Source organism: Amycolatopsis sp. A1MSW2902, from assembly GCF_017312175.1.
GTDB lineage: Bacteria > Actinomycetota > Actinomycetes > Mycobacteriales > Pseudonocardiaceae > Amycolatopsis > Amycolatopsis nivea.
On the sequence record NZ_QJPO01000001.1, the window covers coordinates 2,704,123 to 2,716,119 of the forward strand.

13 protein-coding genes are annotated in these 11,997 nt (G+C 71.4%); 11 read left to right on the plus strand and 2 right to left on the minus strand.

Going from position 1 to position 11,997, the window contains the following annotated elements; all coding sequences use genetic code 11:
* Nucleotides 1–15: 15 nt before the first annotated feature.
* From DMP23_RS12365 to DMP23_RS12385, 5 genes are read left to right on the plus strand one after another with little or no spacing between them, the layout of a single operon-like run.
* Complete coding sequence (locus DMP23_RS12365) at nt 16–1,377, plus strand: MFS transporter (protein ID WP_051728785.1); 1,362 nt, start codon at nt 16–18, stop codon at nt 1,375–1,377.
* Nucleotides 1,374–2,132, plus strand: a complete 759-nt coding sequence (locus DMP23_RS12370) for an SDR family NAD(P)-dependent oxidoreductase (RefSeq protein WP_337821112.1) — start codon at nt 1,374–1,376, stop codon at nt 2,130–2,132. The genes DMP23_RS12365 and DMP23_RS12370 overlap by 4 nt, the downstream gene beginning before the upstream one ends.
* 42 nt (nt 2,133–2,174) lie before the next feature.
* On the plus strand, nt 2,175–2,918 hold the full coding sequence (locus DMP23_RS12375; protein ID WP_337821113.1) for an SDR family NAD(P)-dependent oxidoreductase: 744 nt from the start codon (nt 2,175–2,177) through the stop codon (nt 2,916–2,918).
* 44 nt (nt 2,919–2,962) lie between these two features.
* The gene (locus DMP23_RS12380; RefSeq protein ID WP_134668019.1) at nt 2,963–3,292 is read left to right on the plus strand and encodes a hypothetical protein; all 330 of its coding nucleotides are present in this window, start codon (nt 2,963–2,965) and stop codon (nt 3,290–3,292) included.
* A gap of 42 nt (nt 3,293–3,334) precedes the next feature.
* Nucleotides 3,335–4,276 carry a zinc-binding dehydrogenase gene (locus tag DMP23_RS12385; RefSeq protein ID WP_337821114.1) on the plus strand — a complete coding sequence of 314 codons (942 nt, stop codon included), beginning with the start codon at nt 3,335–3,337 and terminating at the stop codon, nt 4,274–4,276.
* Nucleotides 4,277–4,342: 66 nt separating this feature from the next.
* Here the strand turns inward: DMP23_RS12385 and DMP23_RS12390 are convergent, their stop codons facing one another.
* Entirely contained in the window at nt 4,343–4,477 is a 135-nt protein-coding gene (locus tag DMP23_RS12390) for a hypothetical protein (RefSeq protein WP_337821115.1), read from the minus strand.
* Between the two features lie 172 nt (nt 4,478–4,649).
* Nucleotides 4,650–5,108, minus strand: a complete 459-nt coding sequence (locus DMP23_RS12395; protein WP_037810799.1) for an Lrp/AsnC family transcriptional regulator — start codon at nt 5,106–5,108, stop codon at nt 4,650–4,652.
* Between the two features lie 63 nt (nt 5,109–5,171).
* On the opposite strand from DMP23_RS12395, the gene DMP23_RS12400 reads away from it, so the two are divergent.
* From DMP23_RS12400 to DMP23_RS12425, 6 genes are all read left to right on the plus strand, one after another.
* Nucleotides 5,172–5,888 carry an AzlC family ABC transporter permease gene (locus tag DMP23_RS12400; protein ID WP_337821116.1) on the plus strand — a complete coding sequence of 239 codons (717 nt, stop codon included), beginning with the start codon at nt 5,172–5,174 and terminating at the stop codon, nt 5,886–5,888.
* Nucleotides 5,881–6,210, plus strand: a complete 330-nt coding sequence (locus tag DMP23_RS12405; protein ID WP_337821117.1) for a branched-chain amino acid transporter permease — start codon at nt 5,881–5,883, stop codon at nt 6,208–6,210. The genes DMP23_RS12400 and DMP23_RS12405 overlap by 8 nt, the downstream gene beginning before the upstream one ends.
* Nucleotides 6,211–6,289: 79 nt before the next feature.
* Nucleotides 6,290–7,492 (plus strand): metal-dependent hydrolase family protein, encoded by a 1,203-nt coding sequence (locus DMP23_RS12410; protein ID WP_337821118.1) that lies wholly within the window; start codon nt 6,290–6,292, stop codon nt 7,490–7,492.
* Between the two features lie 34 nt (nt 7,493–7,526).
* The gene (locus DMP23_RS12415; protein WP_337821119.1) at nt 7,527–10,283 is read left to right on the plus strand and encodes a helix-turn-helix transcriptional regulator; all 2,757 of its coding nucleotides are present in this window, start codon (nt 7,527–7,529) and stop codon (nt 10,281–10,283) included.
* A 117-nt stretch (nt 10,284–10,400) separates the two neighbouring features.
* On the plus strand, nt 10,401–10,652 hold the full coding sequence (locus DMP23_RS12420) for a hypothetical protein (protein ID WP_337821120.1): 252 nt from the start codon (nt 10,401–10,403) through the stop codon (nt 10,650–10,652).
* A gap of 119 nt (nt 10,653–10,771) precedes the next feature.
* On the plus strand, nt 10,772–11,992 hold the full coding sequence (locus tag DMP23_RS12425; protein WP_337821121.1) for a cytochrome P450: 1,221 nt from the start codon (nt 10,772–10,774) through the stop codon (nt 11,990–11,992).
* Nucleotides 11,993–11,997: the final 5 nt, after the last annotated feature.

Sequence of the window (11,997 nt, forward strand, 5' to 3'; positions counted from 1 at the left end):
GACAGGAGCGTCCAGATGACCACCCCAGCACCCGGGAGCGGGCTGCCCGCCGTCTCGGTCAAGGAGACCAGACGGGCAACCAAGATCGCCTTTTTCGCCTGGGCCGTCGCGGTCTACGACTTCATCATGTTCGGCACCCTGCTGCCCCGGATCTCCGACAGTTTCCACTGGGACGCGAGTTTCGCGCTGCTGGTGTCCACTTTGGTCAGTGTCGGCACCTTCGTCGTGGTGCTGGCGGTCGGCCCGCTGGTCGACCGGCTCGGCAGGCGCAAGGGCATGATCATCTCGGTCGGCGGCACCGCGTTGTCCTCGGCCGCGACGGCCGCGACCGCGGGCGCCGCGAGCCTGGTCGGCGTCCGCGGGATCAGCGGCCTCGGGCTCGCCGAGCAGTCGGTGAACGCGACCTACCTCAACGAGCTCTACGCGCTGACCGAGGACCGGAAGATCAAGCGCCATCAGGGTTTCGTCTATTCGATCGTGCAGACCGGCTGGCCGCTGGGCGCGCTGCTGGCGGCCGCGTTCGTCGGCCTGATCACCGCGGTCTTCGGCCCCGGCAGCTGGCGGATCGCGTTCCTGCTGGCGACGATCCCGGCGTTCGTGGTGGCGCTGTTGTGCCTGCGGCTGAAGGAAAGCCCGCAGTTCGTCGCCCAGCAGACGCTGCGGCGGCTGCGCAAGGAGGGCCGCGGCGACGAGGCGTCGGCCTTCGCCGCGCGGGTCGGGCTCGAGGAGCAGCACGCGGCGCCGTTCAAGCGGATCTTCTCCGGCAAGCACCTGCGGAACACGATCATGCTGTCGCTGGCCTGGCTGGTGAACTGGTTCGGCATCCAGACCTTCTCGGTGCTCGGCACGACGGTGCTGGAATCCGGCAAGCACATCTCGGCGGGCAACGCGCTGGTGCTGGTCGTGGTGTCGAACCTGGTCGGCGCGCTCGGCTACCTCACGCACGGCTGGCTGGGCGACCGGTTCGGCCGCAAGAAGGTGATCGTGACCGGCTGGCTGCTGGCGGGCGTTTTCTTCGCCGCGATGCTGGTCGGCCCGGAGAACCCGGCCTACGTGCTGGTCACCTACATGCTGGGGCTGTTCTTCCTGCTCGGCCCGTACGCCGCGATCATGTTCTTCCAGGCCGAGTGCTACGACACCGACTGCCGCGCGACCGGAAGCACGTTCATCGGCGCGATGAGCCAGCCCGGCGCGATCGTCGGCGGCCTGATCCTGACCGGACTGGTCGCGGACGCGATGTCGTTCTCCACGGCCGCCCTGCTGGTCGGCGCGCTCGGGACGTTCGCGTCCGGCCTGATCATGCTGGGCACCAAGACAGTGACCCCCGACGCCGGGGCCGCGGTGCGCCCGGCCGGAACGAAAGCGGAAGCGGCATGACGGCGGTTTCAGTGATCAGCGGCGCGGCGTCCGGCATCGGCCGGGCCGCCGCGATCCGCCTGGCAGCGCGCGGCGACCGGGTCGTGATCGGCAGTTTCCCCGGCGACCCGCACGATCCGGAGGAAACGCTGGCCGGGGTCGAGCAGGCGGGCGGCACCGGGCTGATCGTCGAACTCGACGTCAGCCGGACCGCGTCGGCGCAAGCCTTCGTGGCCGCGGCCCTGGACGCCTTCGGCCGGGTCGACCACGTGATCGCCAACGCGGGAATCCTGCGCCGCGCCGCCTTCGACACGATGACGGACGACCAGTGGGACGAAGTCCTGCAAGTCGACCTGCACGGCGTGATGCGGCTCGCCCGGGCGGCGACCCCGCACCTGCGCGGGGGCGGTTCGATCGTGGCCATTTCGTCGATCGCCGGCGGGGTGTACGGCTGGGCGGAGCACGCGCACTACGCCACCGCGAAGGCAGGCGTGCTCGGGTTGATCCGCAGCCTCGCGGTCGAGTTCGGACCGCGCGGAATCCGGGCGAACGCGATCGTCCCGGGCCTGATCGAGACGCCGCAGTCGCTGGACGCGGCCAATTCCCTTGGCCCTGAAGGACTTCGCCGGGCCGGTGCCACGATCCCGTGGGGCCGGGTCGGGAGGCCGGAGGAGATCGCCAGCGTGATCGAGTTCCTCAGCTCGGAGGCGGCTTCGTACGTCAGCGGCCAGGCGATCACGGTCGACGGCGCGCTCACCGTCGCGATGCGGGATTGAGCCCGTGATCGCTAGCGCACCACCGAAACCGGAAGGATTCCCATGATCGACCCCAGTCCGCTCGTCGGCCGGACCGCGCTGGTCACCGGCGCGGCGAGCGGCATCGGCCGCGCGATCGCCGAGCACTTCGTCGCCGCCGGAGCGACCGTCGTGCTGGCCGACGTCCAGCCGCGGGTCACCGAACGCGCGGCGGAACTCGGCGCGACCGGTGCCGTGGTCATGGACGCGTCCGACGAACAAGCGGTCGCGGACGGCGTCGCCGAGGCGACCCGTCTGCTCGGCCGGATCGACGTCCTGGTGACCTCGCACGGGTTGCTGACCGAGGCTCCCGCCGACACGATGCCGCTAGAGACCTGGCAGCAGACTATCGACATCGACCTGACCAGTGTCTTCCTGCTCAACCGCGCAGTGCTGGGCCCGATGCTCGAACGCGGCGACGGACGGATCATCAACGTCGCGTCGCAACTGGGCATCAAGGGTGGCGTCGGTCTCGCGCACTACGCCGCCGCGAAGGCCGGGGTGATCGCGATGACCAAGTCGATCGCCCTGGAAGCGGCGAGCCGAGGCGTGCTGGTCAACGCCATCGCTCCCGGCCCGGTAGAAACGCCGCTGCTGGCCGGAATCAGCGACGACTGGCGCTCGGCGAAAGCCGCGGAACTGCCGCTCGGCCGCTTCGGCACCGTCGAGGAAATCGCGCCGACCGCCGTCCTGCTCGCCTCCAACCCCGGCGGCAACCTGTATGTCGGCCAGGTGCTCGGCCCGAACAGCGGCGACGTGATGCCCTGATGTGCGGCAGTTGCGGGACTGTCAGAACGGACTGGCTCACCGGCGTGCTGTCGGGAAGCTACGCCCGCACCGTTGTCGCGGCTCGGCTGTCGACGCTGCGCCCCGGCGTCCGCGTCACCGCCGGACCGGCCGGCTGGTCCCTCCGATCAGCCGGCCGCCCGGCCCGCTTCCACCCGACCCTGCCCGCCCTGCTGACCGCACTGGGCCCGATACCCGATCCGGCGACGCTGGCCGCGAGCTGGCCCGAACACCGGCCGGTCCCGCTGACCGACCAGCCGGGGCACGAATCGACGCGGGTGATCAACGAGTGGCTGGGACAGGCGCTGGCTCGCTCGGCCGTGCCGGGAAGCCGGAGCGCTAACGTCGTGGCGTGATTTCCCGCAGCGGCGGGAGCTATTCGGGCGAGGGGAACACGCATGCGCGCGGTGAAAATCAGGAACGGCGAGTTCGAACTCGGCGAGGCACCCGATCCGGCCGCGGACGGCGACCAGGTCGTGGTCCGGATCCGCGCGGCCGGGTTGAACGCGGCGGACCTGCAGCAGGCCCGAGGCACCTACCCCGCCCCGCCGGGTTGGCCGGAGGACATCCCCGGACTCGAAATCGCCGGGGCGGTCGAAAAATCGGCCACGGCCGTTTGGTCCGCCGGAGACCGCGTCATGGCCGTAGTGGGCGGCGGTGCCCACGCCGAACGCATCGCGGTCCCGGCGAGCCTGCTGCTGCCGATCCCGGACTCGGTCGACGACGTCCACGCGGCCGGTTTCCCCGAAGCGTTCAGCACCGCCTGGGACGGCCTGGTCGACCAGGCCGACGTCCGCCCCGGCGACCGAGTCCTGATCACCGGCGCGGCCGGCGGCGTCGGCACCGCGATGCTCCAGGTCGCCGCACTCGCCGGAGCTGATGTCGTCGCGAGCGTGCGCCGCCCGGAGGCGCACGCCGCTGTCCAGGCCTTGGCTCCCGACGCGACCGTCGTGACGCCGGAGCAAGAAGAGGAACACGGCCCGTACGACATCGTCGTGGAACTGGTCGGTGGCAAGGATTGCCTGCGCCGCGTGCGGTGGCTCAAGCCGTACGGCCGGATCCTGGTCATCGGAGTCGGTGCGGGGGAGGAGGCGTCCCTGCGCCTGTTCGACCTGATGCGCGCCCGCGGCCGGGTGCTCGGGTCGACGATCCGCGCCCGCAGCACGGTCGAGAAGGCGGTGCTCGCGACCCGGGTGCGGGAAGGACTCCTTGGCGCACTCGCGGCGGGGCGGCTCACGGTGCCGGTGGACAGCGTTTATCCGCTGGAGCAGGCGCGTGACGCTTATGTCCGGCTGGGTTCTCCGGGCAAGCTCGGCAAAGTTGTTTTGCGGATGGACTGACCGCGGAACTCCTGGAGGAACCGAACGCTGGGCCGGGCATCGACGCCCGACCCGGCACCGGGGAGTTCAGCGGGTCTTTCCCGGCGCAGCGCGACGCCCGAGCCGGGGAGGCACCGGCATCGGCCTTGTCTGCTGCGCCACCCACGAGATCGCAACCCGGAGCAGTGCCAGCGCGATCTGCCAGGCCAGGTTTTCGTCCATGGTGCCCACCTCGAATCACTCACCTGTCTCAGAGGGAGGGATTTCCGGCCCCTGACACGGCAAACGGGGCCCTGCCGCGGGCCCCGCTCCGAGTGGGCGATCCGGTTCGTGCCAGCCGTCGCGCTTCACCGGTTCAACTCCGGACGGCACCGCGGAGATCGTGCCACCGGACTCAGGCGTCGCCCTTGATCTTCTTCATCGTCAGGTGCGACGTGACCCGCAGGACGCCCGGCAGGCCGGAAAGCTTCCGGGTCTGGAACTCCTCGTACGCGGCGTGGTCGGCGACCGCGACGCGGATGAAGTAGTCGGGGCGGCCGAACAGACGGCGGAACTCGATGACCTCCTCGTAGGAGGCGATGGTGTCCTCGAGCGCCTCGATCGTCGCCCGGTCGGTCGCGTAGACCTCGAGGTCGATGAGCGTTTCCAGCCCCCGGCCGACGGTGGCCGGGTCGATCACCGCGCGGTAGCCGGCGATCACTCCGGCGTCCTCGAGGCGCTTGACCCGGCGCAGGCAAGGGGGAGGAGTGAGCCCGACGCGTTTGGCGAGTTCGACGTTGGTCAGCCTGCCGTCCTGACGCAGGTGAAATAAAATATCCCGATCCAGCGCATCCAGCCTAACTACATTGCTCACCGACCCATTCTAGCGCCATGATCGGACACCAAATTAGCCCCGGACTGACGTAGTGTTCCAAGCGTGGAAACCGTCTCCGACCTGGCTGTTCGTGATCGCTCGCCCGCGCTGGCCGCGCTGAAGGACTGCGGGTCCGTCGGGATCGGCCTGGTCCCGCTCGGACTCGCGTTCGGCGCGTTCCTCACGCATTCGGGCCTCGCCTGGTGGTGGGCGACCGTCTTCACCACGTTCATCTACGCGGGCTCGTTCGAGTTCCTGCTCATCGGCCTGGCCGCGACGGCGGCTCCGCTGGCGTCGATCGGGCTCTCGGCGTTCCTGGTCAACGTCCGGCACGTCTTCTACGCGCTGTCCTTCCCGCTGCACCGGGTACGCGGCCGCGGAGCACGCGCGTACAGCACGTTCGCCCTCACCGACGAGGCCTACGCACTGTCCACAACGGACGCCGCCCGCGAATGGAACGGCGCGCGAATCCTGTGGCTGCAACTGTTCCTGCACCTGTTCTGGGTCGGCGGAGCCACCGCAGGCGGCTTGCTCGGCGCGCTGATCCCGAGCGGTGTCGTCGGCCTGGACTTCGCCATGACCGCCTTGTTCGTCGTCCTCGCGCTGGACGCCGTGCGCGACCGCAAGGGCGACCTCCCGACCCCCGTCCTCGCCGCACTGAGCGCGGTCGTCGCCCGCGTGGTCTTCCCTGGGCAGATGCTGCTGGCGGCGTTCGTGCTGTTCGTCGGAGGCCTGGTCGTCCGCGGCCTCGTCGCCGAACGGAGCGTGAGCAATGCCTGACCCCGCCTACCTCCTCGCCGCGGTCGCGGTATCCGCCGCGGTCACGTGGGGCCTGCGCGCGCTCCCGTTCGCCGTCCTGGCCCCGTTGCGCGCCAGCCGGACCGTGCAGTACCTGAGCACCCGCATGCCAGCGGGCGTCATGGTGATCCTGCTGGTCTACTGCCTGCGCGACGTGTCATGGACGTCCCCGAGCGCCCTCGCCCCGACCATCGCGCTGGCGGTGACGATCGCCCTGCATCTGTGGCGGCGCAACGCAGTACTGAGCATCGTCGGCGGTACTGCGGTGCACGTTCTGCTGGCTAGCCTGCTTTTCCCGGCGTGAGCTCGAAAGCTCAATTGCGTAGCGGATTTCCGTACAACTGCGGACGCGCCCGCGCGGCCGACCCGCGACTGTCGTCCGCATGACCCGATTGATTGTCACCGAGCGGCGCGAGCTCACCGCGATACGCGCCGCGTGGCTTTTCGACGGCACCGGATCCCGGTTGCTCGCCGACCCGCTCGTGGTGCTGGACGGGCCGGTGATCCGCTCGGTCGAGGCCGGTGCGGCGCCGCCCGCGGGCGTGCCCGTCGTCGATCTCGGCGGGGCGACGTTGCTGCCCGGGCTGATCGACACCCATGTCCACTTGGCGTTCGATGCCAGCGCCGACGCCGTGGGCGCGCTCGCGGCCCGCTCTGACGACGAGGCGCTGGCCGCGATGGCGGAGGCGGGCCGGGCCTCGCTGCGGGCGGGCGTGACGACCGTTCGCGACCTTGGCGACCGCGGTTACCTGTCCCTGCGGCTGCGCGGCCGGCCGGATCTGCCGACGATTGTCGCGGCCGGACCGCCGATCACCACGCCGTCCGGGCACTGCCACTTCCTCGGCGGGGTCGCCGAGCCGACCGAGTTCGGCGTCCGCAAGGCCGTGCGCGAGCACGTCGCGAACGGGGTGGACGTCGTCAAGATCATGGCCAGCGGCGGCACGATGACCCCCGGCACGCGCCAGGAGTGCGCCCAGTTCGACGTCGAGGTGCTGCGCGCGGCGGTCGACGAGGCGCACCGCCACGGCCTGCCGGTCACGGCGCACGCGCACGGCACCCCGGCGATCGCCGACGCGCTGGCCGCCGGGGTCGACGGCATGGAGCACGTGACGTTCTGGTCCGCGGCCGGCGTCGACGTGCGCGAGGACCTGATGGCCGGCATCGCCGCGCGGCGCGTCGTCGTCGGGGCGACGGTCGGCATGGAGCCGGTACCCGGCATCGCACCGCCGCCGGAGATCGCGAGCCGGCTGCCCGCCCTGACGCGCAACCTGCGGCGGCTGCACGAGCTGGGCGCGCCGTTCGTCGCCGGCACCGACGCGGGCATCGCGCCGGTCAAGCCGCACGGTGTCCTCGCGACCGCGTCGGTGATGCTGCGCGGCATCGGCCTCAGCCCGGCCGAAACGCTGCGCGTGATGACGTCCGTGGCGGCCGGGGTGTGCGGGCTCGGGCATCGCAAGGGCCGCGTCGCGCCGGGATTCGACGCGGACCTCCTTGCCGTCGACGGCGACCCGCTGGCCGATCCGGCGGCGCTGCGGCGGGTCGTCGCCGTGTACGCGCGGGGCGGGAAAGTGCTTTCCCACGCCTAGGCGGACCAGCAGGGCGAACCTTATGGTTCTGGGCATGACAGGCGAGTTCGTCGGGAGGGCCCGCGAGGCCGAACTGCTCGCCGCCCGGTTCGACGAGGCGCGGTCCGGGCGCGGCCAGCTCGTCCTGATCACCGGCGAGCCCGGGATCGGCAAGACCCGCCTGGCCCAGGAGACCGCCGCGCGGGCCGCGGCGCTGGGCGTCCCGGTCGCCTGGGGCCGGGCCAGCGACGACGAAGGCAGCCCGCCGTACTGGATCTTCCGGCAGCTCGTGCGCGATTTGGGCGGCACACTGCCCGCCGCGCTCGCCGAAGGCGACCCGTCGGCCGACTCGGCGACTGCTCGCTTCGAGGCGTTCGAAGCCGTCGCGGGCCAGTTGCGCGACGCTGCCGAGCCGGACGGGCTGCTTCTGGTGCTCGACGACCTGCAGTGGGCCGACGTGGCGTCGCTGGCATTGCTGGTGCACGCCGCGCGCGGGATGTCGCGGTCGAGGCTGCTGCTCGTGGCCACCTATCGCGACACCGAGACCGGCGGCCGAGAGGCGTTGATCTCGGCGCTGGCGGCGCTGGCCCACGAAGCTGGACAGTCCCGCGTCCGCCTGGTCGGCTTGCCGCCTTCGGATGTCCAGCGCCAGCTCGAACTCGCGACCGGCGAGGAAGTGTCTCCGGACGTGGCCGCCGTCGTCAGCCGCCGCACCGGAGGCAATCCGTTCTTCGTCAACGAACTGGCCCCGCTGCTCGAAAGCGACACGCTGCCCGACGGCGTGCTCGACACCGTCCGCGCGCGGCTGGCCCGGCTCACCGGCTGCTGCCGAGAGCTGATCGCCATCGCCGCCGCGCTGGGCAGCGAGCCGGCGGCGCCGGAACTGGCCGCGGTGACCGACCGTCCGGTCGAGGCCGTGCTCGGCGCGCTCGACGAGGCAGGTGCCGCGGGTCTGCTCGTCCGCGGCGACGGCTGGCGTTTTCGCCACGACCTCATCCGGGAAGCCGCGCGAGCCGACCTGCCGACGGCGACCAGCGCCGGAGCGCACGCCCGGATGGCGACCTGGCTGGCCGCTCGTCCCGACGCCGCCGAACGGGCCGCGGAAATCGCGCACCACTGGCTGGCGTCGTTGCCGGTGGGGGAGCCGGGCGAGGCCGTCGCGTGGGCGGAGCGCGCGGGCGACCTGGCGCTGGACCGCCTCGCCTGGGAGCAGGCCGCCGATCTTTACCAGCAGGCGCTGGACGCCGGCGCGCCGCTGTCGCCCGGCGACCGGGGACGGTTATTGCTGCGGCAGGCCACCGCGTTGACCCGCAACGGCGACATCCAGCCCGCCGGAGCGGTCCTCGCCCGGGCGGCCGACGCCGCGCGCGAAGCGAGCGACCCGTACGCGCTCGGGTCGGTTTCCCTTGCCATGGAAGGGCTTTCCGATCCGTGGGGCGGCTTCCGCGGCGACCGGCTGGCCGCCGAGGCACTGGCCCAGCTGCCCGACGAGGACAGCCCGATGCGCGCCCGGCTGCTGGCGTTGCTGGCGGGCGAGGCCGGATTCGTCGGCGGCGTCGACCCGGAGCGTGTGTCCGGCGAGGCGCTCGCGATGGCGGAACGGCTCGGCGACACCCAGGTGCTCCGCTCGGCGCTGCGGTCCCGGCAGATGGCGCGCTCGGGCCCGGACGGCGTGCACGAACGGCTCGAGCTGGCCGAGCGGATGCACGCGCTCGGCCAGTCCGAACAGGACGACGAGACCACGCTGTGGGGCTGGCTCTGGCGGTTCGACGGGTACATGATGCTCGGCCGGGTCGACGACGCGGAGGCGGCGCTGGGGCCGATGCGGCTGCTGACCGACCGGTTGCGGAGGCCGCTCGCCCAATGGCAGTACCTGCGCGCGGTGGCCGCCGTCGAGGTCGCCCGGGGCCGGTTCGACGACGCCGTCGAGACGGTCCGAAAGTGCGTGCGGCTGATCGAAGGCCGCACGCACGACTCGGTGCGCGGCGTTTCGTTGTTCGTGCTGCTCATCATCGACGGTCTCGTCGGCCGCGGCGACCTGCTCACCGCCGAGGAGTTCGAGCTGTTCGACCGCTACACGCCCGCGTTCGCCTCGCCGGTCTACGCGCTTTATCTGGCGCAGCGGGGCGATTTCGAGCGTGCCCGGCGCATCGTGCGCCGCTCCGCCGGCCCCGACGCTTTTCCGCAGCCCGCACTGCTCCCGTCGCTCGCGACGAGGGCCGAACTGGCGGCGATGTTCGACGAGCCGGAGGTGGCGGCGGACCTGGCCGCCCGCCTGCGGCCCGCCGCCGACCTGTTCGTCACCGGAGGTGCCGGGACCGTGACGAACGTCGGCTCCGTACGGACTTACTTGGGAATCGCGGAGGCGACCTGCGGGCGACTGGACGAGGCCGTCCGCGAGATCCGGCTCGGGATCACCGCCAACGACACGGCCGGCATAGCGCCGCACGCCGCCCACGCCCGGTTCGAGCTGGCCCAGGTGCTGGCGCGCCGCCGTCGTCCGGGCGACGTCGAGGAAGCCGCCGCGCTGTGCGCGACCGCGACGTCGTCGGCCGCACGGCTCGGGATGGCACCGCTGCGACGCCGTGCCGACGAACTGGCGGCGACCCTCCGCGGCGACGCACCCGCCGGCCTGACGCCGCGCGAAGCCGAGGTCGCGGCGCAGGTCGCGCAAGGGCTGACGAACAAGCAGATCGCCGCGCTGATGCACATTTCCGAGCGCACGGCGGAAAGCCACGTCCAGCACATCCTGGGCAAACTGGGCCTGGCCAACCGCACCCAGATCGCCGCCTGGTCCGCCCAGCGCTCCTGACCCGGTTTTCCGTACCGGCTTTCCGTATCAGCACGGATTCGCACGGCGCGCGCCGCTGACACCTTGGTCGCAGGCCGCCGCGGACCGCGACGCCGACATCGACGAAGGGGAGCCACCATGACCACGCCCGCCGGACGGAACGCCCAGCAGAACTACCAGCGGCAGGTGCAGCAGAACAGCAGCACCTTCGCCCGCAACGCCGCCTACCACGCCCAGCTCAACCGCCGGCGCGGTTCGGGCGGACTGGCCCGCGGGCTGGTGGGATTCCTGTTCTCGCTGGTGTTCGTCGCGATCGCCGTCGGGGTATTGCTGGTGGTCCTGGCCACCGCGCAGCCCGAGTGGTTCGAGCACGTCAAGAACTGGTTCTGAGGAGAAGGTCGCGACCTGCCGCGGCCTCCGCCCGACAACCCAATTAAGTCAGCTGATTGACTTAACAACTCGGGTTCGCCATGATCGTGCCGGTTGCCGGTTGCGAGCAGGAGGTTGCGATGCCCGAAAGCGACGTGGAGCAGTTGCCGCGGTTTCCCTTCGAGCAGCCGGGGGCGTTGGAGCCTCCGGCTGAGTGGGCGGAGCTGCGCGCGGGATGCCCGGTCGCGCGGGTCGCGTTGGCGAGCGGGGACGAGGCGGCGCTGATCACCCGGTACGCCGATGTGAAAGCCGTGCTCTCGGACCGGCGGTTCACCCGTCCGACCCCGGCCGACGACGCGGCGCGGGTCGCGGACACCGAAAGCGGCGGGGTGTTCAACAGCGAGATGGCGACCGTGATCCCGCAGCACGGTCCGGCGCATCTGAACTGGCGGCGGATGATCGGGAAGTGGTTCACGGCGAAGCGGATGAACGCGTTGCGGCCGGGGATCGCGGCGATGGCGGAGCAGCTGATCGGCGAGATGGTCGCGAAGGGCGGTCCGGCGGATCTGAAGGCGGGGCTGGCGTTTCCGCTGCCGGTGTGGGTCATCTGCGACATGCTCGGCGTCCCGGACGCCGACCGCGACCGGTTCGCGCACTGGTCGGACGTCATGCTCAGCATGACCCGCTACACCCAGGAAGAATTCGACGCCGCGCAAGCGGACTTCGGCCGGTACATGGGCGCGCACATCGCGGCGAAACGCGCAGAGCCGGGGGAGGATCTGCTCAGCGCGCTGGTCACCGACACCGACGCGGACGGGCAGCATTGGTCGGACGCGCTGCTCACCGCGACCGGCATCGGGTTGTTGATCGCGGGACACGAGACGACGGCGAACATGATCGCGAAGATGGTCGCGATGCTGCTGTCCGACCGCACGCGGTGGGAGGAACTGCTCGCCGACCCGTCGCTGGTGCGCACCGCGGTCGAGGAAACGCTGCGGCTGGACGCGAACGCGGGCGTGGGCATGTCGCGGTATCTCACAGAGGATTTCGAGGTCGCCGGAACCGTGCTTCCCAGCGGTACCACCGCGATGTGCAGCATGGCCGCGGCCAACCGCGACGAGACCGCCTTCACCGATGCCGCCGTCATGGACCTGCACCGCAGCCCGAACCCGCACCTGGCGTTCGGCGCCGGTGCGCACGCCTGCCTGGGCCAGCCGCTGGCGCGCACCGAACTCCAGGTAGCCCTCGAAGTACTGCTGCGAATGCTGCCGTCGCTCGAACTTGACGTCCCGGCAGCAGAACTGCGCCGGATCGAGGGCCTGGCTGTGGGCGGGTTGCGGGAACTGCCCGTGCGATGGTGACAGTC